At 47.3% G+C, this 24298-nt stretch carries 24 protein-coding genes and 2 pseudogenes; 7 read left to right on the top strand and 19 right to left on the bottom strand.

Going from position 1 to position 24298, the window contains the following annotated elements:
• Positions 1 to 8 precede the first annotated feature (8 nt).
• The 5 genes and pseudogenes from SD71_RS04670 to SD71_RS04650 form a co-directional block, all read right to left on the bottom strand.
• Positions 9 to 1492: pseudogene (locus SD71_RS04670) on the bottom strand (aldehyde dehydrogenase family protein).
• 42 nt (positions 1493 to 1534) lie between these two features.
• Positions 1535 to 2637, bottom strand: a pseudogene (gene aguA / locus SD71_RS04665) (agmatine deiminase).
• Between the two features lie 16 nt (positions 2638 to 2653).
• Entirely contained in the window at positions 2654 to 4030 is a 1377-nt protein-coding gene (locus tag SD71_RS04660; protein WP_041060283.1) for a putrescine aminotransferase, read from the bottom strand.
• 55 nt (positions 4031 to 4085) lie between these two features.
• A complete protein-coding gene (locus SD71_RS04655) occupies positions 4086 to 4946 on the bottom strand; it encodes a carbon-nitrogen hydrolase (protein ID WP_041060280.1) in 861 nt (286 codons plus the stop codon).
• 98 nt (positions 4947 to 5044) lie between these two features.
• Positions 5045 to 5632 (bottom strand): TetR family transcriptional regulator, encoded by a 588-nt coding sequence (locus SD71_RS04650; protein ID WP_041060277.1) that lies wholly within the window; start codon positions 5630 to 5632, stop codon positions 5045 to 5047.
• A 207-nt stretch (positions 5633 to 5839) separates the two neighbouring features.
• On the opposite strand from SD71_RS04650, the gene SD71_RS04645 reads away from it, so the two are divergent.
• Complete coding sequence (locus SD71_RS04645; protein ID WP_041060274.1) at positions 5840 to 6136, top strand: hypothetical protein; 297 nt, start codon at positions 5840 to 5842, stop codon at positions 6134 to 6136.
• A gap of 209 nt (positions 6137 to 6345) precedes the next feature.
• On the opposite strand, the gene rfbC is transcribed toward SD71_RS04645, so the two are convergent.
• From rfbC to lhgO, 3 genes are read right to left on the bottom strand one after another with little or no spacing between them, the layout of a single operon-like run.
• A complete protein-coding gene (gene rfbC, locus SD71_RS04640) occupies positions 6346 to 6909 on the bottom strand; it encodes a dTDP-4-dehydrorhamnose 3,5-epimerase (RefSeq protein ID WP_041060258.1) in 564 nt (187 codons plus the stop codon).
• Positions 6906 to 7967, bottom strand: a complete 1062-nt coding sequence (locus SD71_RS04635; protein ID WP_041060256.1) for an NAD-dependent epimerase/dehydratase family protein — start codon at positions 7965 to 7967, stop codon at positions 6906 to 6908. The genes rfbC and SD71_RS04635 overlap by 4 nt, the downstream gene beginning before the upstream one ends.
• Positions 7960 to 9180, bottom strand: coding sequence for an L-2-hydroxyglutarate oxidase (gene lhgO / locus SD71_RS04630; RefSeq protein ID WP_041060254.1), 1221 nt, complete (start codon positions 9178 to 9180; stop codon positions 7960 to 7962). The genes SD71_RS04635 and lhgO overlap by 8 nt, the downstream gene beginning before the upstream one ends.
• Positions 9181 to 9322: 142 nt before the next feature.
• On the opposite strand from lhgO, the gene SD71_RS25435 reads away from it, so the two are divergent.
• Both SD71_RS25435 and SD71_RS25430 read left to right on the top strand, forming a co-directional pair.
• Complete coding sequence (locus SD71_RS25435; RefSeq protein WP_052475949.1) at positions 9323 to 9742, top strand: glycosyltransferase family 8 protein; 420 nt, start codon at positions 9323 to 9325, stop codon at positions 9740 to 9742.
• Entirely contained in the window at positions 9699 to 10091 is a 393-nt protein-coding gene (locus SD71_RS25430) for a glycosyltransferase family 8 protein (RefSeq protein ID WP_082034039.1), read from the top strand. Before SD71_RS25435 ends, SD71_RS25430 begins: the two co-directional genes overlap by 44 nt.
• 27 nt (positions 10092 to 10118) lie before the next feature.
• Here SD71_RS25430 and SD71_RS04620 read toward each other — a convergent pair whose 3' ends face one another.
• The 4 genes from SD71_RS04620 to SD71_RS21935 are packed head-to-tail and all read right to left on the bottom strand — an operon-like array spanning position 10119 to position 12530.
• Positions 10119 to 11039 (bottom strand): NAD-dependent epimerase/dehydratase family protein, encoded by a 921-nt coding sequence (locus tag SD71_RS04620; protein WP_041060252.1) that lies wholly within the window; start codon positions 11037 to 11039, stop codon positions 10119 to 10121.
• On the bottom strand, positions 11030 to 11806 hold the full coding sequence (rfbF, locus tag SD71_RS04615; protein WP_041060250.1) for a glucose-1-phosphate cytidylyltransferase: 777 nt from the start codon (positions 11804 to 11806) through the stop codon (positions 11030 to 11032). Before rfbF ends, SD71_RS04620 begins: the two co-directional genes overlap by 10 nt.
• A 41-nt stretch (positions 11807 to 11847) precedes the next feature.
• Entirely contained in the window at positions 11848 to 12108 is a 261-nt protein-coding gene (locus SD71_RS26130; RefSeq protein WP_082034060.1) for a galactosyltransferase-related protein, read from the bottom strand.
• 5 nt (positions 12109 to 12113) lie between these two features.
• Positions 12114 to 12530, bottom strand: coding sequence for a hypothetical protein (locus SD71_RS21935; RefSeq protein ID WP_052475947.1), 417 nt, complete (start codon positions 12528 to 12530; stop codon positions 12114 to 12116).
• Between the two features lie 163 nt (positions 12531 to 12693).
• Between SD71_RS21935 and SD71_RS04605 the strand changes: the two genes are divergently transcribed.
• A complete protein-coding gene (locus SD71_RS04605; protein WP_041060248.1) occupies positions 12694 to 13425 on the top strand; it encodes a GT-D fold domain-containing protein in 732 nt (243 codons plus the stop codon).
• Between the two features lie 65 nt (positions 13426 to 13490).
• Here the strand turns inward: SD71_RS04605 and SD71_RS04600 are convergent, their stop codons facing one another.
• The 6 genes from SD71_RS04600 to SD71_RS04575 all read right to left on the bottom strand — a co-directional run bounded on the left by SD71_RS04600 (position 13491) and on the right by SD71_RS04575 (position 19562).
• Positions 13491 to 14684, bottom strand: coding sequence for a glycosyltransferase family 4 protein (locus SD71_RS04600; RefSeq protein ID WP_052475946.1), 1194 nt, complete (start codon positions 14682 to 14684; stop codon positions 13491 to 13493).
• Positions 14681 to 15736: a mannose-1-phosphate guanylyltransferase gene (locus SD71_RS04595; RefSeq protein WP_052475945.1), complete on the bottom strand. Its 1056-nt coding sequence runs from the start codon at positions 15734 to 15736 to the stop codon at positions 14681 to 14683. The genes SD71_RS04600 and SD71_RS04595 overlap by 4 nt, the downstream gene beginning before the upstream one ends.
• Before the next feature lie 64 nt (positions 15737 to 15800).
• Entirely contained in the window at positions 15801 to 16565 is a 765-nt protein-coding gene (locus SD71_RS04590; protein WP_041060246.1) for a HipA family kinase, read from the bottom strand.
• 38 nt (positions 16566 to 16603) lie between these two features.
• Complete coding sequence (locus SD71_RS04585) at positions 16604 to 17620, bottom strand: sugar phosphate nucleotidyltransferase (protein ID WP_041060244.1); 1017 nt, start codon at positions 17618 to 17620, stop codon at positions 16604 to 16606.
• A gap of 29 nt (positions 17621 to 17649) precedes the next feature.
• A complete protein-coding gene (locus tag SD71_RS04580; RefSeq protein WP_041060241.1) occupies positions 17650 to 18882 on the bottom strand; it encodes a hypothetical protein in 1233 nt (410 codons plus the stop codon).
• 113 nt (positions 18883 to 18995) lie between these two features.
• Positions 18996 to 19562, bottom strand: coding sequence for a serine/threonine-protein kinase (locus SD71_RS04575; RefSeq protein WP_052475944.1), 567 nt, complete (start codon positions 19560 to 19562; stop codon positions 18996 to 18998).
• Between the two features lie 154 nt (positions 19563 to 19716).
• On the opposite strand from SD71_RS04575, the gene SD71_RS21930 reads away from it, so the two are divergent.
• The 3 genes from SD71_RS21930 to SD71_RS04565 are packed head-to-tail and all read left to right on the top strand — an operon-like array spanning position 19717 to position 21948.
• On the top strand, positions 19717 to 20184 hold the full coding sequence (locus tag SD71_RS21930; RefSeq protein WP_052475943.1) for a glycosyltransferase family 2 protein: 468 nt from the start codon (positions 19717 to 19719) through the stop codon (positions 20182 to 20184).
• Entirely contained in the window at positions 20144 to 20758 is a 615-nt protein-coding gene (locus SD71_RS21925; protein ID WP_161793332.1) for a glycosyltransferase family 2 protein, read from the top strand. Before SD71_RS21930 ends, SD71_RS21925 begins: the two co-directional genes overlap by 41 nt.
• Positions 20759 to 20772: 14 nt before the next feature.
• Entirely contained in the window at positions 20773 to 21948 is a 1176-nt protein-coding gene (locus SD71_RS04565; protein ID WP_235426991.1) for a nucleotide sugar dehydrogenase, read from the top strand.
• 215 nt (positions 21949 to 22163) lie between these two features.
• Here SD71_RS04565 and SD71_RS04560 read toward each other — a convergent pair whose 3' ends face one another.
• Positions 22164 to 24296: an AAA family ATPase gene (locus tag SD71_RS04560; RefSeq protein WP_041060239.1), complete on the bottom strand. Its 2133-nt coding sequence runs from the start codon at positions 24294 to 24296 to the stop codon at positions 22164 to 22166.
• Positions 24297 to 24298: the final 2 nt, after the last annotated feature.

The raw sequence follows: 24298 nt of genomic DNA, 5'->3' as shown, positions 1-24298 counted from the left end.
ATTCGGGATTAACTGCCGTTCGCGCCGTACCATCCCAGCGGCTCCACCTGCAGATTGATGTTGATTTGCTTCACTTCGGTATACTCTTCAAAGCCCATCGTACCGAGTTCGCGGCCGATGCCGCTTTGCTTGTAGCCGCCCCATGGCGCTTCATTATAAGTCGGATGATAGGTGTTGATCCAAGTAATCCCTGCCCGCAGTTTGCGGATGACACGCTGCGCTTTCGCACCGTCAGTCGTAAACACCGCACCGGCCAATCCGTATATCGTATCGTTAGCCAGACGGATCGCTTCGGCTTCATCTTTGAACTTCTGTACGACGAGCACCGGGCCGAAAATCTCTTCTTTCACGATTCGCATATCGGGTGTCGTATCTGTAAAGATAGCAGGCTCCATATAGTAACCGCCTGCATATTTCTCCCCGGTTAACCGGCCGCCGCCGCAGAGAAGGGTTGCACCTTCGGCCTCCCGATCTCTACATTATGGAGCACCTTGTTCAAGTGCGCTTCCGTGATCAGCGGTCCCATCTCCGTACCGTCCGCCATTCCATCGCCGACGACAATCGCTTTGGTCCGCTCCACCAACCGTTCCATGAACCGTTCGTACACGCTCTCTTCCAGCAATAGACGGGAGCCGGCTGCGCACACCTGCCCCTGATTCGCGAATATTGCAAAAAGCGCATAGTCTACTGCTGTCTCAAAGTCGGCATCAGCAAACACAATGTTAGGAGATTTGCCTCCGAGCTCTAGGGATATTTTTTTGAGATTTCCCGTCGCCGCCTGCATGATCTTCCGGCCCGTGGCGGTGCCGCCGGTGAACGCAATTTTATCGACATCATCGTGAGCAGCAAGCGTATGGCCAACTGTGGCGCCCGCGCCGAGCACCAGATTGACAACGCTGGCGGGAAAACCGGCTTCCTCGAATAGCTCAAACAGACGAACGGCAGATAATGGCGTAATTTCAGAAGGCTTGAATACGACGGTGTTCCCGGCAGCCAGTGCCGGCGCCAGCTTCCAAGCGGCCATAAGCAACGGATAATTCCAAGGAATAATCTGTCCGCACACTCCGATCGGCTCACGGACGACTATCGCTTGCATCGGATCGGACACTTCGTACGATTGGCCGTGTGGCTTAGTCGCGAGTCCGGCGAAATAGCGGAAGCACGCGATGGCGTCATTCACGTCAAAAACACTTTCCCGCAGCGGTTTGCCGTTGTTCAGCGTCTCCATTCTCGTAAACTCTTCCTTTTTGGCTTCCAATAAATCCGCCGCCTTGAACAGCAAACGGGCCCGTTCCGCTGCGGGCGTTCCCCACCAGCCTCCTTCATAGAAAGCTTCTTTAGCGGCAGCTATTGCCCGCTGCGCATCTTGTTCATCACCTTCTGCCGCGATCCCGATCACTATGCCGTTAGCCGGGTTCAGAATCTCTCTTGTCGCGCCGGAATGCGACGGTGTCCACTCGCCATTGATGAACATGTTCAACCGCTCTGCCATTTACATTCCTCCTTATTTGGATATCAATGAGTCCTCTGCCGATCATCTTGCACAGCTGGGCTGCTGCTGGGTAATACAGTGGATATTGCCGCCGCCCAAAGCGATCTCTCTCGTGTTGACCTGAACGACTTTGCGATCTGGGAACAGCCTGCTGATCTGTTCGTACGCTTCCTTATCCCGCGGATCCCCGAAAGCCGGAATGATCACGCCGCCGTTACAAATGTAGAAATTAACGTAGGTCGCCGCGAACTGGGTGCCGGTCGCCCGGTTGTAGCTCCGTCTTGCCCGATCGATCAGGCGCGCCTCTTCATCCGAGATCGTCAGCGGCTGAGGAATATGGATTTTGTGTATCTCTAGCTTCCGTCCTTTGGCGTCGGTTTCTCTGCTCAGCACCTCGAATGCGGCGTGCAGCACCTCGTATTGCGGGTCGGCCGGATCATCCGTCCAACTCATCGCAACCACGCCCGGCCGAACGAAAGCGGCCACTTCATCGACATGCCCGTCCGTTTCGTCAAACTTCAACCCGTATTTCAGCCAAATCACTTTGTCGATGTTCAAGTAATCTCTCAAGTGCTGCTCGATCTCTTCTTTGGTCATATGAGGGTTGCGGTTGGAATGAAGCAGGCATTGCTCGGTCGTGATCAGGGTGCCTTCCCCATCCACATGAATGGCGCCGCCCTCCAGAATGAAGTCGCTTTTTTCATAGCGGTCTTTATTCTCGATTTCCAGCACTTTCTGTTTCACCAGAAGATCTTGATCCCAAGGAAAATACAAGCCCCCGTTCAGTCCGCCCCATGCATTAAATCCCCAATCGATCCCGCGTATTTCGCCTCGGTCGTTCTTCACAAAAGTAGGTCCGATATCCCGCATCCAAGCGTCATTCGAGGACATCTCGACAATACGGATCGGGGGTGGAAAAATGGCGCGCACGTGCTCGTACTGCCCCGCAGATACTCCGATGGTTACCGGCTCAAAATGGGCTATGGCAAGCGCTACCTCAACAAATGCATCCTGCGCGGCTTAGCGCCGAGCCGCCATGTGTCCGTTCGCACCGGCCAAAGCATCCATGTTCCCCGGTGCGGTTCGAATTCGCCCGGCATGCGAAATCCGTCGATTCTCGGTTTGCTGTCGATAATGGCTGGCATCCGTTTACACCTCTGTTTATGCGTTGGTTTCGCTGAGCACCTTAAGGAACGTGCGGACCACTTGATCCACTTCTTCCATAGATATGGTGAGAGGCGGTTCGATTCGGATCGTCTTCGAATTGATGAGAGTACCCGCCACCAGCACGCCCTCATCGAACATGCCTTTGGATACCTCGTAGCCGACTTCGTCCCGGTGGAATTCGATGCCGATCATGAGTCCGATGCCGCGAATTTCCATGATTTTATCGTCGTGCCCCGCCGCAGCCTTTCGAAGCTCCTCCAACATATAGCGTCCAACCTCGCCTGCACGCTCCGGAAGATTCTCTTCGAGCAGCACGTCGATCGTCGCGATCGCTGCCGCGCAGGCGAGCGGATTGCCGCCGAATGTCGTCGTATGCATGAAAGGATTCGGAAAAAAGCTTTTGAAAACTTTCTCCTTCGCGACTACCGCCCCGGCCGGCATGACACCTCCGCCGAAAGCTTTGGCCAGGCATAGAATATCCGGTACAACGCCGTACAGCTCGGATGCGAACATTTTGCCGGTGCGGCCCATGCCCGTCTGAACCTCGTCGAATACGAGAAGCGCTCCATACTCGTCGCACAACTCGCGGACTTGCTGCAAGTAATCCGGCGGAGGAAGGATGATACCTCCCTCGCCCTGCACGGGCTCCAGCATGACTGCCGCGACATCCTCTCCAACGTCAGCGCAGGTTTGGAACGTCTTGCGCATCATGTCGATATCGCCGAACGGGAGATGCTTGAATCCGGGGATCAACGGCAGGAACGGCTTGCGGAACATCCCTTTGGCAGTAGCGGAAAGCGAACCTAAGCTTTTGCCGTGAAACGCCCGTGTCGTCGAAATAATCGTCGTCCGCTCGCTGTACATTTTTACCAGCTTCAAGGCCGCTTCCACGCTTTCGGTGCCGCTGTTCGTGAAGAACGAATACTTTAGGTCGCCCGGCGTGATTCGCTCCAATATTTTCGCCAGCATCGCCCGCAGCGGATCGAGCAGATCCTGGCTGTGCAGAGCCTGACGCTTCAACTGGTTCTCGACCGCTTTAACCACCTTCGGATTGCGATGACCCACATTATAAATGCCGAATCCGCCGAGGCAATCGATATATTGCTTGCCGTTTACGTCTTTGAAGCAGGAGCCGCTGTCCGACCACTCAACGGCTGCAAATTGCCCCCCTTGCGTCACTGTTTTGCGATATTCCAGAAATCCCGGATTGACGTATTCACGGAAACCTTCGACCGTTTCCTTGGTAATCCATCCGGCTTCCTCCGGCGTCACTTCACTTTTCTCAATGAGCTGCAATACCTTCTTGATGTACTGTCTGGTATCACCCGATACGTCCGGCTGATTGTTCAGCGTTACCGGATCAATGGACATGGGTTAAGCCTCCTCTGTAGTCGATGATGTATGGATAGCGGTTTCACATCTGTTGTTACATCTTGGCGTCGCGCGTCAGCAGAGGCCCATAGGTTTCCGGCCTTCTGTCCCGCATAAACTGCAGCAGATTGCGGGCGAAGTCGATTTCTTTCAAATTTATCGTGTGGATCAGTACGCCTTCTTCTTCGTCGAGCGACTGCAGGATATCGCCCATAGGGTTGCTGACGAAGCTGCCGCCATAGAACGTCATGTCATCTTCTTGGCCGACGCGGTTGAGCGCTGCCACGAAGACGCCGTTGCTGATGCCGTGAGCGGAGATCGCTTTTTCCCAAGCACGGCGAGTCGACATCCCCGGATGATCGGGCTCCGAGCCGATCGCCGAAGGGAAAAACAAAATTTCCGCCCCCTGCAGCGCAAGAATGCGTGCCGTTTCGGGGAACCATTCATCCCAGCAAATGCCGACGCCAATGGTGCCGAAGCGCGTTTGATATACCGGATATCCGGTGTTTCCGGGAATAAAATAGTATTTCTCATGGTATTGCGGGCCGTCGGGAATATGATTCTTGCGAGTGGTGCCTAGCAAGGTACCGTCTGCGTCGAACACCGCTGCGCTGTTGTAGAACAATCCTCGCCCCGCCTTTTCATAGTAAGGAACGATAAGGACGATGCCCAACTCGCCAGCCAATTCTCCCATTCGTTTCAGCGTCTCGTTATCGGCGTACTCGGCGAGCTCGTATCCATCCGGCGACACTCGCTGAGGAAAATAGCGGCTCGCAAAAAGCTCCTGCAAACAAACGATCTGAGCACCCTTTGCGGCCGCCTCTTCCATTTTCGTGACGCTATGCGCTATGTTGGCCTTAATGTCCGGTCCGCACGCCAGTTGAAGCAGGGCAATCGTTACAGTTTCATTTTTCATAGCGTCCTCTCCCATGTATCAATAAGGAACATAATGATCGTCAGTCATAATACAGCAGAAAATGACCTGTATTGCCGATCATCCTTCTGTTACGAAATTCAAGAATTCGTCATTGAGCGCTTGAGGAAGTGGAAAACTTCGGTCATGGACTGTTCCTTGGTCATATCCTGGTCGCGACCGATGTAAAACCGCTCAGCCGCGTTCTCCACTAAGTTTATGATCATTTTGCTGGTCCATTGCACATTCGTCCCGGATATAACTTCACCCTGTGCGATCGCCTGCTTCAACTCATCTTGGAACCATTGATAGTAGGGTTGATAGATAGACTCCCATATTTCCATGGAATGATCGATCGCAAGCCCGGAGTAACACAGCACGATAACATCCTTGTATTCGTCGGTTATGCTGTATATCTGATGGATATACGTCGTTAGAAACTCCCAAAAATCAGCGTGCTGCTGCGTATTTTCCTTGATTTTGTCCATCGTGATCGAGATCAGATTCTGCGCGATCGCCGGGATCAGCGCATTCTTGGAGCGGAAGTACAAATAGAACGTTCCCTGAGCCACGCCCGCTCTCTTCACAATGTCCGAGATGGATGTGCTGTGCAGTCCCTTCTCTGAAATGATTTCGATGGCCGCTTGCAGTATGGCGTTGTACTTGTCTTGTTGTGTTGCGGTACTCAACGATGCACCTCCTTGGGGAAGTGACTGAATATCAGTCATTTTCTATTGTTCGGGAATACTATATATCAACAACCTCATCTTTTCAAGAGAGCGCATACATTTAATCTCCTTAGTCGACAAAACCTCCTCTTTTTAACACGTTTACAGTAGATTAAGCATGATGATACAATTTGTAACATAATAAAAGCAAGTATGGGAGCGTCATTCATGCGAATAAAGGCGGATCTGCTTCTTCGGCATCATTTGGCCTATGCAGCTGCGCATCCGGATGAATATAAAGAATTTAAGACGATTGCAGATCATATTCTCTATTATTTCCGCTCCGAACTCGGCATGTCCAAATCGGAAGCGAAACGGGTGTTGGAGGCATTCTCTTCTACCACCGTGTACCTCAAAGATATTCAGTCGTATGACAATCCCAATATGTATTTGCGCAAGCCTGCGAACGCTGTGAATTTTGCCGTTTACGCCGTCTTTGTTCAGGGATACTTGGCCGATCGATGATTGCTAGGTTTTACTTGCGGATTACACTCCATTAATTTGGGGCTAAACATGTGAAGGGATAATGTGAAAAAGGAGGTGCTGCCGACATGTACTATGAAGAAGACCGCGTGCCCTACGATCAGCCTGACGAGCCGGTATCCACAAAACAAGAACCATTAAAAATTGAAGAAGATGAAGAAGAAGCCATTGTCTAAAAGACAGTGCTTTTTTTAATTTACGATGATTCCCCCATGATTGCTGCTAAAATCCTTGAAAGAAGGTAACGCAGCATCTTTATTCGAAATAATCGGGTTGGTAACGGGCCAATTGATGCGGAGTGATTCATCCATCCAGAAGAGCCCTCCTTCATGCTGCGGAGAATAAACGTTATCCACTTTATAAACCACTTCACAGGAATCCGTTAATGTACAAAATCCGTGAGCGAATCCTCTTGGAATATAAATCATCTTATGATTGTCATCGGTTAATTCAATGCGATCCCAACCTCCAAACGTAGGTGAATCAATTCTCAAGTCGACGAATACATCCATGATCGCTCCCTTTGTGACCCTGACTAATTTGCTCTCTGTAAAAGGAGGAAATTGAAAATGCAATCCGCGAACGGTTCCCTTTTTTACTGATAAAGAGTGGTTTTCTTGGATCCAATGCCGCTCAAGACCAAACGATTTAAATATTTCTTCATCATAGACACGTTTAAAATACCCGCGGGAATCGAAAACAGGACTCAAATCAATTTCATAGACTCCAGCCAAATCACGCGGTTTGATAATCATTTTCCACCCGCCTTCCATTTTAAGTCTGCAGTTAATAAGCCTTTATTTCGCAGCATTTCCAGAACATGCAGGCGTATGAGAAATGATTTTCCGGCATCCCAGTTATCAACGCATCCCATTGCGTCTATTCCGTCTTTAAGCTCTTTAATTGTCGTCTCAAGATTCTGCTCAGGTTGATACCCGGCGGCTAATGATTTGTATAAATCAAAATTAACTTTATAAGACCTATGGTCAGGCATAGCGTTTTTATTTAATGAAATATCCAGATCCGGAATTGCCCTGGCAACGGCTTCAGCTAACTCATGTACCCGAAAGTTCCATTGATCTGCGCCTACATTAACGACCAGAAACGCGCCTCCGACATCAGCTTCACGATTTATTGCCCAGTCTACAGCCCTTGCCATATCTTTCACATCGATTAAGGGGCGCCAGGGTGTTCCATCACTTAGAACGGTAATTTTCTTGTCAATCACTGCCGAAGCCACAAAATCATTTAGTACGAGATCCAGTCTCAATCTGGGACTGATCCCACACGCGGTGGCAAATCGTAAACATGTGATGTTGAATTCAGAGGATGCTAATGTTTTCAAGATTTCCTCTGATCGTACTTTAGATCTAGCGTAGGCGGTTAAAGGGTTAACCGGAGACTGCTCATTCCGCGGCCCCTGTTCCGAAAAGCCATACACACTGCAGCTGGAAGCGAATACGAAGCGTTTTACTCCTGCCAATTTAGCCAAGTTAGCCAGTCTCATCGTCGAATGAAAGTTAACTTCCATCGTGAGATCTTCATATCGGTTCCCGATCGGGTCATTAGAAAGTGCCGCTAAATGGATTAACGTATCGACACCTTCCAAGTGTGTATCTGAAAATTGGCGGATATCGCCAAAAATCTGGTTGTTCAGACTGCACTCCGGCAGTTGAGGGACATTAATCAAGCAGTGAGAAAAATAGCCGTAATCAAATCCATTCAGCGTAACATCCGGATAAGCTTTTCTTAAATGCTGTACAATTACCGAACCAACGTAGCCCATGTTTCCGGTAATTAATATTTTATTCATCAGCAGTTAATCTCCCGCCCTGTTTTTGTATAACGGAATCTACCACATGTTCGGCAAATGGAATGGAACAGGTGAATGCCGGTGAGACTGCATTCAAAATGTGCATGGATCGATGATCGCCTTCGACAACAAAATCTTGTACCAATTCCAATGTTTCCTTGTTCAGCAATTGCGCTCGAATGCCCGGCCGCATAAATTCCCCAAAACCTTCTTCATCTATTTTCCGAATCAGTTTCCTGCTTAAGCTGATAAAGTTCGATTTCTTATACTTTTTTATTTCATCGCTCGCAATGCGGCGAAAATGAGATGAATGGTTCAGAAATAACTTTGCTTCATAGAATAAAATCGTTATGAATTCGAGAAAGTTAAAGTTCTTCATACCGGAGTAATGCTCACGCCACAACGCAGGAATCGCAGTAGGTCCAATTTTAATTCCGCCGTCAACGGTTTTTGTGAAATGGACTCCTAGGAAGGGCGTTCGCAAATCCGGGACAGGATATATATTCGTTACGACATCGGTTTTGTTCTTTTCATATTTTAAATACATTCCTTTGAAGGGAATGATCGTATATTTTGTTCCAAAGCCATAATCGTGCGCAATCTTGTCCGCGTATAAACCGGCTGCGTTAATCACGCAGCTAGCCTGCAGCAGCTCCCTATTGGTGATAATCACATCTTTGTCATGCCCTTTATATAGGGTGTTAAAGTGGAATTCTACTCCATTCCTTGCATTTTCGTTTTTTAACGCGTGACACACCTCTAGCGGATCGATCGTTGAAGTTGTAGGAGAAAATAGGGCTTTTTGATAGGTGCTGGCATTGGGATCAATGCTTTTTATTTCTGTTTCATCGACCCATAACAATGGCACCCCGTTCAAATCTGCTCTCTGCTTCAAGAGTTGTAACCCATTTAATTCTTGTTCATTGGCTGCGATGACTAATTTCCCGCATTTATTAATCTTTAAATTCTGATTTTCACAATACTGTGTCAAAGCTTGATTGCCTAATTTCGTAAATTTTGCTTTCAGACTATCAGCCGTGTAATAAAACCCCGCATGAAGAACTCCGCTATTCCGTCCACTGGCATGCATGGCGATGTCTGATTCCTTCTCCAGTAACGCAACTTTCTTATGCGGAAACCTCGATTTCAATTCCCGGGCGGTTGTTAAACCCATGATTCCGGCACCGATAACCAGATAATCATAATGCTTCATGGGCTTGCACCCCTTCTTGTTAATGTATGAGCGGTTCTTAACGTTTGTTACGAATGCTGCTCAAACACACAAGCATTCCATTCAAGCGCTTAATAAAATAGGGACATAGTTTTCAAATATTCATTATTGGGAGGTGAAAGATGTGAACAATGTGCATGTGGTGACAACCACCAGCAATGAATTTGCCCAGTATACGGCGGTGATGTTAAATTCTTTATTAGACAATAAAAGTGCGGATTCTGTTATTCATGTTTACATTACGATAAATGACAAATTTACCGACGGTATGAAAGTGAAGCTGAATGAGTCTGTAAGTCAATATAACGTTCTACCGCAATTTATTACGATCGATGAGTCGATATTGGATAATTTCAAAGTATCTCATCACTTTGCCCTGCAAAATTATTACAGAATCTTTACTCCGGATGTTTTGAGCAAGAAGATTGACAAAGCCATATTTTTGGACAGTGATATCATTCTGAAAGAAGATATTACACAGTTGTGGAACATTGATATCGATGATTATTTTTTTAGCCGCAGTAGAGGATTTAGGGGGGGCTGACAGAGTAGAGGATTTATCTCTTAAATCCGTCTGCTGCTTTAATTCCGGGGTTATGCTGATGAATTTAAAAAAATGGAGAGAACATCAGATAGCTGATGAAACGATCCGCTTTATTAGAGATAATCCTTCCAAAATCATCTGGTTGGATCAAGATGCGCTGAATGCAGTGATAGATGAAAAATGGCTGAAGCTCGATCCGAAATGGAACTATATGACGATTCACCTCTGGGAAAATTATTATGTGGAGAATCCGGCGCTCATCCACTTTAACACGTTCCAAAAACCCTGGAGCCACGATCATCCTCTCAAGGAGGAATACGTCAGATACTCACTCGCAACGAAGTGGTAAGGAGAAGGCTGCGCCTTCTCCTCTTTTTTATTCCAGTGCAGGACATTCCATTTTTCTTATGCCTTCTTCAAGCAGGACTGTAACTTGCCAACCAGGCACACGCTCTCCTATTGGCCACGGAAACATCATTTCTCTCTCTCGATACGGCCTTCCGCCCCAATGAACAGAGATCGTTTTGCCGGTCACTTTTTCATACAGACTTACTAATTCTTTCAGTTCAAGCGGATGACCCGAAGAAACATAATACTTCTCGTGTTTTGCCGTCATTGGTTCATCAAAGCGCATCGCCGCAAGATAAAATGCTTCAACGACGTCGTCGATGTAGACCAAGTCGATCAATTGATGGCCAGGTGACATCATCAAAGGTTGTTCCATGTTTGCAGCATGTCTTAGCAAAGAGAAAAGTTTCTGTTTGGGGTCATCAGGGCCGTACACATGAGACAATTTGAGGGTAACGACCTTCAGAGGGGTCGTGTCGATATAATACTCAAGAATATCATCAAAGGCTTGCTTTGTTGCTGCATATAAAGACGTCGGACCATACGGCTTTCCCTCAAAGTGCTGCTGCAAAGTCCCCGTATTGATCAGATAATGGCAGCCTGCTCGAACCATAGCCTCCGCGATCTGCGTCCCGAACAAGACATTACTTTGGATCATGGGCTCGATATCGAGAGGAGTATATTCAGTGATCACCATAGCTGCCAGATGGATAACGACATGAGGCCGAGCCTCATCCATAATCCTGTTTAAATGCGATGCGCTTCCATCATAAACATGTAATTTAAGTTCATTTGTTATGTCTCTAATTCGTTCCAAATTGGCATTGCTTCGGCATATCAGATGTATATTCCAACCCTCAACCAACATTTTTCTAACGAGATACGCTCCGATAAACCCGGTTGCACCGGTAATGACTGCTGATCGAGCACCTTTCTGTTCTATGTCCATAGTTTCCACGGCGCCTTATTGCTTTTCCAGAGTTCTTCCAAATCATTTTTATCGCGTAAAGTATCCATGGGCTGCCAAAAATCCGGATGCTTATAGGCCGACAATTGTCCGGCTAGTGCCAGGTTTTCTAACGGCTCCCTCTCCAGCACAGTCTTGTCGCCTTCTATATAATCAAAAATTTCAGGCTGGAACACAAAAAAACCGCCGTTAACCCAGCCGCCGTCACCCACTACTTTCTCTCTGAAGGATTCGACCGCATCATTTTCTGTTATTTTTAGAGAACCGAACCTTCCTGCAGTCCTCGTGGCAGTAAGCGTAGCTAATCGTCCCTGAGCTTTATGAAATTCCATTAATTCCGGAATGTCGATATTCGCCACACCGTCCCCATATGTGGCCATAAAGGGCTCGTTGCCGATATATTGTTCAATTCTCTTTATTCTGCCGCCGGTCATCGTTTCCAAGCCGGTTTCTGCCAATGTGACTCTCCATGGCTCCGTATTATGATTGTGGATGATATGCTGATTTCCAACACAAAAATCTACAGTGACGTCCGATTTATACAGATAATAGTTTAAGAAATATTCTTTAATTTTGTAGCCTTTATAGCCCAAACAAATAATAAATTCATTAAATCCGTAGATGGAATATAATTTCATGATGTGCCAGATGATCGGATATTCGCCGATCTCAATCATAGGCTTCGGTTTCAAGTACGACTCTTCACTAATCCTTGTTCCATATCCGCCGGCCAATATGACTACCTTCATGCACATCTGCTCCTTTCAGACAACCTGAACGGATCTTGCTTCTAGTTGTCCCGCTGCGTAATCAGTTTAAGCATCTTTTCCTTATTCCCCAGCGCGTCATAATACAAATTTTTAAGATCGCAATTCGCATGATAATTCGGGTTTACAGGTTGAGGATGCCACAAGTGATAATGCCTGCCGTCCATTTTGATACAACTACCGCAAAGCGTGTTCATCGCCCACGTAAAAGCGTCATCCTCTCCCCCCCATCCTTCGAATCTCTCATCGAACCCTCTTACAGACCAGAAGTTTTCGCGTGAGATGAGGTTTAATCTGCCGGCAAAGCCTCATAGTAAGCGGTGACTTCAAAATCGGACGCTTCTACAGCTAACGGCCACTTCGCCTCGCTTTGTACAATCGCTTTTGTATTGTTTTCCGCTACATTTATAGCTTCGCGAAACGGGATCACCCATGCATAACTGTCTAACTGTTTCATAGCTTCAATGATGATCGCAGGATCGAAAAACACATCTGCGTCCGCAATCAAGTAGACATTCCTGGCAGCTTGGGAAGCAGCGAGGTTCACGGCTTTGGACTTATTAAAAAGTTCACTGACATCATGACCTATGCAAATCTCGGCCTCCGGCATCGCAGCTGCATAAAATCGTTGAACCCAGTTAAAGAGCAAATCTCTATGTCCATGATCGGGCTTGTAAGGGATTAGAACCGACAAAGACTCAAACATGATGGCCTCCTTATTTATCGGTGCTACAGTTCGTATTAGCTTATTCTTGACCACTGTATTCGGTATAGGTTAACGATTCACACAAGCAAAATAGATGCGTTGTCCATTGCCGGCTGCATTGAATGTTCATAATATAAATATCTGCTATGTAAGGAGGCTAAATGTGAAAAGCTTCGACTATGAGAACTATATGCTGAGCCTGAAAGAAGTGATCAGCATACTGGAAGAAGCAGTTGTTAATAAGAAGCCATGTTCCCTGGCTCGATTTGGCCACACTGAAGTATGTATTGCATACAATACGTATCCTGAATGGATTCTCGGATGGAACGGAAGAGAGTATTCAGGATCAACAGGAGCACCGCAGCAAATGCAGCAAGACTTGCAAACAGCTTTAAAGCTCGTCGACATTGCAGGTTTACATTCGTCGTATGTCCCCGCGGACAAAGAATATGCGAATCTCACAAAGGAATTGCTTCAACATCTGGATTTCATCCCAAGATACATTTGCTCGGCATGGATCACACATAAAATGCCTCACACTGATTCTTTTTGGAAATGGCTAAAAAAATACAAAGTCGCTTTGGTCGGACGTCGAGCAGCCGAAGCGGTCCCCTTCTTCCAGGAAGAAAAAGGGGTGGCCGTTGTCACAACGTTAACTTTAGAAGGATATGGGGAAATTGATTCGGTTTGTGAAGAACTCACAAAGGACGGAAATTGGCAAATTGCTCTCATTTCAGCCGGATTGCCGGCAAGGATTCTTGTCAGCCGATTGGCCCCGGCGAGCGGACGCGTTGCAATCGATTTCGGACACGCGTTAGACCAAGTTATTGAAGGATCTAAGTTTAATCATGATCGGACTTTGGAAGCGTGGAAGGCACAACAATCCAATAATTGATTCCCCTCTTCGGGGACCCAGTGAGTTGACATCATGCAAAGCTGGCGTAAGGCCTGCGTCAGCTTTTATATTTGGTTAGTTTTTTGTGAAAGTAATTCCTCAATCTCGTTCTTGACGTTCATCGCAATATATTGCCACGAGAAATTTTCATTCACATACTCGCGGCCTTGTTCAGCTATTTGCAGCAGCAGATCAAACCTTTGTTCGCAATATTTCCGTAATTTCTCGGCAAATTTTTCTTTCTTAACCTTTATACAATGCTGCTTATGGATAAGATTATAGCCGCGCGCTCCAACCTCGGTAGTGAACAGAGGAATTCCAGCGGATAAACACTCTACTGTTTTCAAGTTCGTTCCTGCACCCGAAAACATTGGATTTATCGCAACATCTACTCGGGAAAAGAGCTCTTGCTTCGTATTCTGATCTATTCTTCCTAATCGTTCTACATTTGTTTTTATTGTGTTTTTAATATAAGCACAGCAGCCGCCGGCAATGATAAAGTCAATAGCAGGGCACCGGTCTGCAAGCTCGTGAATGATGAATTCAACGGCTTCTTTGTTTGGCCGGTGAAGGGACCCGATAAACAGCGCCGTTTTCCTGGCGTTACATTCGGTATCTTTTTTTATCCTGGTCCATTCGTGAGGATGAGTTCCGTTAGGAGCGAGCTTTATCTTTTTGGGATCCGCTGTAAAGAATTTCGCAAATTTCTCCCTTTCCGCGTCGGACGTAGCAAATACGATGTCCGCACCATGAATTAACCTGTTTTCTAACCCGGATATAAATTTTACATATTTGCCTGCAAGCGGCCCTTTATACATTGACTTTACAAGTGATGTCTCAAAATTGTGACTATTATATATTCTTGGTTTGCGGTCTTGACCGAAATAAACATCGTATAAAAGTAAGTAGGGAAATTCATGCACAATAATATCGTTTTCGTTATATAAACGACTGAACATTTCATGGTATTCAGTCGAATACTTGCCGCATTTGGCGTACATGAGTCCGTGTAATTCATGACCGATTTTTTTTCGGCTCAATCTATGCCAGCAATGCTCATGCACTTTTTCCTGTGGGATCCGATACTCTTTCATTGCAGATGTATGCTGAACGAAGCCTTTGTGAAAAGGATGGGTAAAGGACAATAATGTAATGTTAAAATACTTGCTGAGCTCCCGGTATAAATTGTAATATCGCAATTCACCACCACTGCTTGGTGGATGGAGCGCGGGATAATAATTAAGGACAAGCACATTCATACGCAGCTCATCTCCGATGAATTAATATTTAATGCCCTTTTGTTTCCGCCTCCTTCAACGCTTTTTTTTATTTGTAATTCTTTGGATTTATGACAAACAAGGAGCCCGTCAGCGGTGGAAACAATAATTAAATCTTCTACACCGATCACGATCGCTTTCTGGTGCTCGGAAAAAATGATGCTGTTATTCGTAGAAAAGGTATGGGTGTCACCGAAGGTAATGTTGCCTTGTGGATCCGGGTGACACATTCGCTCCAGCGATTTCCACGTGCCGACGTCATCCCATTCGAAGCGGGCAGGAATGCAGTATAGATTATCGGACTTCTCCAGGATCGCGTGATCCACGGACCGATGCGGAAGGAGCGAGTATCCTTTGTCCAATTCATCCCCGCTGCTGTTAAGGACGTTCCACAGCTCCATTTCATAACGCATCATATAATGCTGAATGGTCGACGGTTTCCAGACCACGATTCCGCTGTTCCAATAAACATCAGCGCATTGTATGAGTTGCTGTGCCTTTTGCATGGTGGGCTTCTCAATGAATGTCTGAACTTTCAATACGTTATCCCGGTCGTTCGTACCGGACGTCATTATATAACCGTACCCGGTTTCGGGCCGTGTCGGGGTAACCCCGATCGTCACAATCGGGCAGCCGGTACCGGCGAAAGTCTCCGCCTGCATTAATACACTCATGAGTTGTTCAGAATCCGGAATATGGTGATCGGCAGCGGCGGTAACCAACACTTCGTCATCACCCTGCCGAAGAAAATGCAAAGCCGCCAACCCGATACCAGGTCCTGTATCCCTTTGCTCCGGCTCTAAAATGATTTTGCTGTCGGTTAAATCCGGTAATTGTTCCTTCACCAGGTCCAAGTATCCTCTCCAAGTGCATACGTAGATAAGATGTTCCGGCAGCCATTCACGAAATCGCTTGTAAGTCTGCTGCAGCATAGTCAAATTAGAGGTTAAGGCGAGAAATTGCTTTGGCATCTGGTCCAGGCTTCTGGGCCAAAAACGGGTCCCTTTTCCGCCTGCCATTATAATGACCTTCATCGATTTCCCCTCTTTCACCCTGGACAGGCACGCATCCTCATTTATAACCAGGCGTTTTCGTTCGTTAAAATTTTTTGCGTAAATCCTTCAAAGCTTCCCCCGCAGCGACTTTTCTGTACTCCAAATACTTCACCAGCTTACGCTGCTCTGTATGAGAAACAGACCATTTCCGCGGCAGCCCGGACATTGCCGTCCACAGCTCAGCTTTGCTTAGTGACTGAATTTGCCGAAGTGCACTCTTGAATAGCCGTTTATCGCTAATATGCGGTATAAAAAGTTCATAGATTTTACCCCAATATACCGATCTATTCGTACGATTTTCTTTCAGCGAATCAAGGGTCCAGCTCCCTGTAAAAGCATTCGCGTGGTCAATCATTACAATCTTCTTGTTGTCATCTTCCTTAGATACCAGAATGTTGCCGATGTTATCCGCACGATCCCAATTTTGTATCCAATGATCGAAGGCGATCATCCCTGCAGCCTTATCCAAGTTGCAGCAGCCTGTCAGGTCATCCGCGTTTTGTAAAACTTTTACCGTTTCGCGATAAACACTGCCAAGGTGAGGGCCGGCCTTCACTTGCATATCCCTGAGCGCAGGAGATTGGGTAATAAGTTCTCCCGACACATGCACAATCGCGCATTCTCCGACAGGCAGATGGAGCAGCCGCCCAAGCCGAAAGGCGATCATTTCATTCGGTAAAACTTTTATGCCTTGCGGATTGTTAAGCAATTTAACCACATATTGATTGCCGTCGTCGCAGCGAAACAGTAAAGGCCGGCTCCATCCTTCCTCTATGGCACGGATATAACTCACTGCTTTGACGTTCATGTTATACCTCTTTTCGGCGAACAACGTGATGGTTTCGTCTACTCCACCACCATAGCCGTCGATTTATCTCCCAGCACGCAGATCATCCGATTCACATCCGAGCGTCCTTCCAAACGGGAGTACCGGCCGAATATACTGCACGTGACAGGGATACCGGGCGAACGAATAATCGTGCCTTCCATACAAATGCTGTTCTCTATGGAACAGTCGGATAAAGTAGAACCCATACACACGGATACAAAAGGACCGATAACGACGTTTTTCAAAATACAGTCCGTACCGATCTTCACAGGGGGAATCACCGTACAATTCTCCATCACCGCGAGCGGGTCGATCTCATTCTCCGTTCCCTGACTGTACCTTAGAATGAAGCGGTTCGCCTCCAGCAGCCGATCGGGGGTTCCTACGTCAAAGAAACGCTCTTTGGTCAACGCATAACCGATGGAATCACCGTTGCCGATCATCCATTGGATCGCAGATGTGATTTCGTACTCTCCTTTATGAGAAATACTAATCTTCTCAATAGCTTTGAATATCTTTTTATCAAAAACATAGGCGCCTGCGACTGCCAGTTCGCTTTTCGGCTCAGCCGGTTTTTCTTCCAATTGGATAATCCGATTGCCGTTGACGACTGCGACACCGTAGTCCTGAGGATGGTCCACCTTGGAGAGCATAACGGCACCCTGTTTCTCCTTGAAAGCTTCAAGCAGCACAGTCAGCGGTTCCGTTATCAGAATATCTCCTAATAACAATACAAACGGATCATCCCTGATGAAAAATTCGGCAGCTGACAATGCATGGGCAATGCCTAACGGCTCGGTTTGTCTTATAAACGTAAAAGATGTTTGCGGGTGCTTGCCTAACAGATGATCGACAATGCTCGTTTGCTCCGGGTTTAGAACGACACCGATGTCATGGATACCGGCTTGCTTCAGGCTCCGCAGACAATGATCCAGGATCGCCTCGTTCGCGACCGGCAATAGAGTTTTGGGAGAGGAGAAGGTAAAGGGCTGCATTCTCGTTCCCTTTCCTGCGCAAAGTATTATTCCTTTCATTGAAGTCCCCCTTTCCTTCTATTTAATTGTCAGTTCGATTTCCACCGTCCATGCCGAGACTTGTATGAGCGAAGATGCCCATCCTTTTCAACAACGGCAACCAGCTGCTTGCGGCGCGTGTTCATGAGCGAAACGACATTCATTTGTCGTTTGCCGAACGTTGCAGGACCGTACCACGATTTCCGGCTGCGGCGGTTATCTCTCCACCAATGCCCGATTCCGCCCTTGATCAAAGGCGCGATGACGTGAAAGTTCCCATCCCGGCTTTCCGTAAAAAAGGGCGTGCCGCTTACCCCGCTTGCAAACGGTGGGTTTCTATGCCAATTCTTTCGTTGTTCATCCCGCCAAGCATGAATCAGCCGGTTGTTTGTTCTGGTGATGATTTCAAGATTGCCGTACCTGCTGCGAATGATGGATACGGCCTTCAAGTTAACGTAGTCGGGCATTTTTTCTTGTTTACGCGCTGCTCTCCACCTCAAGCAGCGGACCAGCGTTCTGGCTTCGTCTTTCATCTTCCGCTTAATGGGGTGTACGACAAAGCTGTTAAGGCGTTCATTGATGATGCGGATAATCTCTTGATACCTGTAGTGAGGCCGATAACGCACCGGGAGACCTGGTTCCTTAGGGTACGATTTGGGCTTAAAGCCGAACCGGTCAGCCATCATCACATAGATGATCTCGTCGATGCCATACGCTTTTGTGTGAAGAAGATTGTTTTTCAGGTACGCGAACTGTTCCCAGGAAAGCAGTCGCCGCACCAATCGGCGGCTCTGCACTTGGCCCACGTTAAACGCGCCTATGAAAGTGTCGGTAAGCAGCAGAGGCTTCCATCGTTGCCACTCTTTTTTCAACTGCTCGCCGCAATACCAGTTCCGATCCCGGACAAATACATCGACGCCCATGTAATCGGAATTTTTCATTTCTTGTTCGATAAAGTTTTCGTAACCTTCCCGGACAAACAGTGCGTCGGAATCCAGATTGATCAAGTAGTCATAATCGAAGTTAATGCTCTCTAACCATTCCATTACCTCCAGCAAATAGACAGCGGTGACTCCGTATGTCAGCTTACGGCTGGCAGGACAAACCGGGTAACCCAGGTTGTCGCAAAGATCACGCTGCGAACCGCCGTTAAACAGAACGATTGAGCTGTGCGGACAGTAAAACCGAATGTTATCCAGCATATCCTGGACGACTTCTCGTTTGTTATGAACAAGCACGGCAAAGCAGATTTTAACTGAAGGTTGTACTTGGCCGGTATCCATAAAGAAGGATCACCTGCTTTTAGGAGTAAGGTGGTCTTATAAATATTAATATGTGGCCAACCTGATTTGGCATGGATGGTTGCGCCTTGCACGATTGCGGAATTGTCTCCCTTTCACTTGGATTTCCATTTGCGATAAAGTTCAGGATCCCGCTGTTTCACTTGCTTGAGAAACGCGGGCTTCATCCCGAGCTCATCCAAGCCTTTAAGCAGCTTCTCCGGATATTTGTAATGTTTGGTCTGCGAGTTTACATGATCAATGACCTTAAGGCTTCCTTCTTCGGTCAAGACCAGATGCCTCAAGCGGGCATCCCGCCGTGAAAACCTGAGCCGCTTCAGTTCTTTTAATACAAACAGGATCTGCTCGGTGATCTGTTCGTCAAGAACACCCTTGTCTCTCAGATATTCGTCCAGCAGAGTGCCATTAATCAGCTCCATCACTACATACTTACGCCCGCTTTTAACCAGCCTTGGAAACGCAGGGGAGTCTTGTCCGACACGCAGAGCTGCACTTTCTGCTCTTGCGAATGCTTTGTTAGGATATATCTTCACACAGTGTTCATCTGAAAGCTTAAAAACCGCCCCGTTTCCTCCTCTTCCAATCAACGGGTAGTCGGTTGGATTCTGTACCACTTCTACAGGAAAGCCGTCCTTAACCACAATCAATTTATAGCTGCTCATATTCCTCCTCCTTTAGATACTAATCTATGGGGCGGAGTGCAGCGCTGCCATGGTCGCGCGTCTATTGTTACGCAAAATAGAGTTAACGCCTGTGTACGATTAGCCGTTACCGGACAGTACGTGCCGTGTATATTGGAGAAAGAGGAGGTTTGCTATGGGCATTAAATTCAGTGTCGTTATCCCTTCTTTTAACAATGCCAAAGCGCTTATGTTGACCTTGACATCGCTCGAGCTTCAAACCTTTCCGAAAAATCGGTTTGAAGTGATCGTTGTAGATGACGGTTCGGAAGACGGAACCGCTGAGGCCATAGACGGTTATAAACCGCCATATATGCTGACATTCATAGTAAATGAGGGAAGGCATGGCAGAGCTTATACCCGCAATGTCGGGGCAAACGCCGCAAAGGGAAAGTATCTTGTTTTTATAGATGCGGACTTTCTGCTGGTGCCTGAGTGTTTGCAGACGTTGTACTCGTACCATCACCGATACCCGGAGCACGTGATCTCGGGATTTCCGGAGAGTACCCATGCGGTTTACACGCAATACTATCCGCAATTTTCCGACCATAAAAAAAAAGAAAATGCGCCGGATTCTCCAGCCGCATGGCTTATGGAAAAATAACTGGTTAAACAGCGACCGAATCGCTGACGTGCTTACTCCGGACGATCTTCGCCGTGATTTTCGCCGCATTCGTTCAGCAGCCGTACCCGCTCGTATGGGCAAGAGCTATGAACGGGCCATCCGATCTACCGATTTCGCACCTTGGATTATGTTCATCACACGATGCGTATCCGTGAAGCGAAAGCATTTCATGGATGCCGGCGGATTCGAGGAACGTTTCATCACTTACGGCTTCGAAGACTGGGAACTCGGTTACCGGTTTCATAAACAAGGATTACCATTTAAAAGCGTTAGAGGAATTATAGGATTCCACCAAGAACATCCATCCCTTTTTCGCAAAGACGACCCGCAGTTGGATAATCTGCGGATTTTTTATGACATTCACACCTCCAAGGATGCGGAAATATCCCTGATTTGCCTTTGTCACCCGCTGAAAGATCCCAACCTTTTTAAGTCTATACTGCGGCTATTGGCGGAATGGAAGACCAGGAAGGAATATAAAAGACTTGGCCGCATTATGGAAGCAGCTTTGAACCGTGCCGCCACGGCATTCATATACAACTTCAAGAAATGAGGCATATGACATGAATGTTAAAAAAAATTGGCGTGATCGGTCTGGGTTACGCAGGGTTGCCGCTGTGCCGATTGTTTTTAAGGAAAGGTCATAAAGTGTTTGGCATAGATTCGGATGCGAACACAATAGCAATGCTCGAGTCCCGTCGAAGCTGCTTATCGGAGTTTTCCGCGAAAGACATTCGCGACATGTTCGCGGGCAGACGTTTTTCGGTAGATAGTTCTTACGATATGATCGCACAATCAGATGCCGTTATCATTTGCGTTCCCGCTCCGCGGGACGGAAACGGGAATCCGAACATACGATGCGTTTACGCTGCTGTGAAGCAATGTTTGCCCTTTTTGAAGCCCGGTCAGCTGGTTTCTGTGGAAAGTTTCACCTTTCCCGGCACGATGGAGGAAGTGCTTCTTCCATTAATTGAATCCACCGGTCTCAAAGTTGGCAAAGACATTAACCTTGTATATTCTCCTTCCCGATACGAAGCCGGTGATCACCACATCGGTCTAAGCCGGATACCGAAAGTAATCGGCGGTGTCACTCCCGGTTGCTCGGAATCCGCAAAGCAGTTGTATGAAGCTGTATTTGATCGGGTTGTCGTCGTTTCCTCTCCCAAAGCAGCTGAAATGACCATCACTCTTGAAAATGCCTATCGAATGATTAACATCTCTTTCATGAATGAGCTGCTTATGATGAGTGACAAAATGAAACTCAATCTTTGGGAAGTGCTTTCCATTACAGGCAGAAAGCCGGAATTTGCACCCGGTCCTCTAATCTGCGAACAATCTGTCCCGGTCGACTCGCTTGATTTGTCCTGGAAAGCCGCAGAATTCGGCGGCAGTCTGAAGTTCGTTGAGCTCGCACGCAGCATAAACGAGCGGATGATCGAGTACGTGGTCAACAAGGTGTTGAGGCATCTGCCTACGTATAAGCAGCTTAAGGAATGCAAGATTCTTGCCGTCGGAGTAAGCTATAAAAAGGATATTAACGACATGCGTGAATCCAGCTGCCTTAAAATCATTGAGAAGCTTCTCAATCTTGGTGTGAATGTAAATTACCACGATCCGTATGTTCCGCAGGTGGAGATCGGTGACAGGGTTATAAAGCGTATCGAATTAACGAAAAGGCAGCTCAAAGCGCATGACTGCGTCTTAATTTTAACCGACCATTCAACGCTAAGTACGATAAGCTAGTGACTCATTCCCATTTGGTTGTCGATACACGCAATGCGACCGCTAATGTTGAAGAAAAGAAGAACGTGATCCTGATTTAACGCACAAGGGAGCAGCGCGTAAATCCACTGCCCCCTTTCTATACGTATTCAAGCTTACATTGCAGCGGTATTTTCTCCCTTACAGGGTTGTGTAACCCATCACTTTAATGCCGGAACAAGAACTTAATCCAGCTTTCATTGATTGTCATCCCTTATAGGTTTATCTGTATCCGTCTGCTCCTTCCATCCGAGATAAGCTTCCAGCCTGTTCTTTAACCTGGTATTTCGCCTCACACCGGTACGCTTGATGCCGTCTGAAAGCTCCTGATAACTGCCGATCAGAATCAATTTGTTCTTGGCCCTGGTGATTGCGGTGTACAACGAATTTCGGTACCACATGGAATGACGATGGACCAGCTCGGTTTTGATATCGACCAACGGTATGATAACCCCTTCATATTCGCTTCCTTGTGTCTTGGCTGTGGTTAAGGCATAGGCCAATTCCACAAATTCCGGCAGTTCATAAGTGCTGTAAGTTACCTCGACACCCGTATCGAATAAAATAACAATACCTTTATCAGCATCAATATCCGTTATAACTCCCAAATCCCCATTACTCACGATTTCTGTATTCCGGGTCTGGATCACAGGATCGTGCAAGCTTATGCGCGCCTCTGCCCCCGGTTCGCCAGGATTCAAACGCTGTTTCATGTAGGGGTTTAAACGATCGACTCCCAAGCTGAATTGTTCCCTGTACATCGTGACCACAGGATAAGTTCCCCCATATTTCGCGTACTGGTTTGTGACCTCCTCTCTCACCTCCGATATGTTCTCCAGCGGAATGAATTCGATTTCTTCTCCCGACGCTGCCGGAACAAAGCCGCCGTTCCCATCGAGAATCGCCTTGCCCATTTGTAAAATACTGCTGTCGTTTCGATAATGCCTTTTTAAGGTGGCCGCTGGAAAACCGTATTCGATCAAATCCAGGAAGGGACGTCCAGGTCCGATGGGCTCCAGTTGATTGGGATCTCCGACAAACACGAGCTTCGTACCGCGATCTATCGCCCAGAGAATATCTCGCCATAAATATTCATTGATCATACTTGCCTCATCTACAATCAGAACATCTGTCGGTAGGGGCTTTTTTTTATGGTGATAGAGGATACGACTATTCGTCTCCACACCTCTGCCCAACAGTTTATGAATCGTTTGGGCAGGCGCGCCGGTCACCGTTTCTAAACGCCGGGCCGCTTTACCGGTGAGCGCAGCTAACTTCACCGAAGCTTCAGGATACATCTGTTGGAGAACCGCCAGCAGATACTTGATCCAACTGGTTTTGCCGGTTCCTGCCTCTCCCTGCACGAATAGTACCGGATGCGCAAAAAAAGCTTCGATAGCGGCTTGCTGGTCCTCATCCAAAACCGGGATGAATCCGTCGGAAACCAAACGGAGCAACACGGCATCCAAAGATTCAGGCTGGCGCATCTGCCAAGCGGTTAAATCTCTTAACCGCTGCGCAATCTGCAACTCGGCAAAAAACAGATGCCGGTCGAACAATAGACCACCCTCGCTTCTGATCATGGCGTTAGACTTATCACGGACAAACTGATCGATTTCAAATAGGGCTTGTTCCTCCGTGAACGCCGGGCCAAGCGTGGTCCGGACTCTATATTCAAATTCCCTGGACGTGATATAGCTGCTGCCGCCGTTTAAATATTGCCGGTGCACATACCGGATTGCACCCTTTACCCGAAGTTCGGATTTGGCTGAAAGCCCCTGACGGGACGCAAGTCTATCCGCAGCTGAGAAAGGAATGGAACCGCTGTGTGTCAACAGGTATGGATTTTTCTCCAATAGATCGATAACTGAAGGACCTAAATCCTGACAAAGATCCCGATATTGTTTTTCTGTCAATCCGAACTCTTTCAAGTAATTCATAAGATTGGGTACGGAATACCGGTTAATGATCCAGCGTTTGATGTTGGCCGATAAAGCTGAATGGGCTCCGAGAAGCTCATCCAGCAGTTCAGGATGCCGCGATGCTGCTTCAATCTCTAGCTCGCCTATTCTGCGAACTACGCAGGTATGCTGTTTCATCAGTGACTGGGGTAATACATCAATTAGCTTGGCATGCAAGATATAACGACGGGTGATCAAAAGCTGCGAATCGGCCCATTCTCCACCGATGGTCATTTGTTGTCCCGCCGAGATCAGCGGCATGGTGAATGCCTGAAACCGAAGATCCCTGCCTTTCTCGCACTGCAATACACCTTCCGTACAGTCTTCCTTTACAACTTTGCTTATGATTAACCCCGATACCGTATACACGT

Origin of the sequence: Cohnella kolymensis, assembly GCF_000829465.1 — a bacterium.
GTDB lineage: Bacteria > Bacillota > Bacilli > Paenibacillales > Paenibacillaceae > Cohnella > Cohnella kolymensis.
The sequence above is the reverse complement of the archived record's forward strand: the minus strand, read 5'-3'. Positions and strand labels throughout refer to the sequence as shown.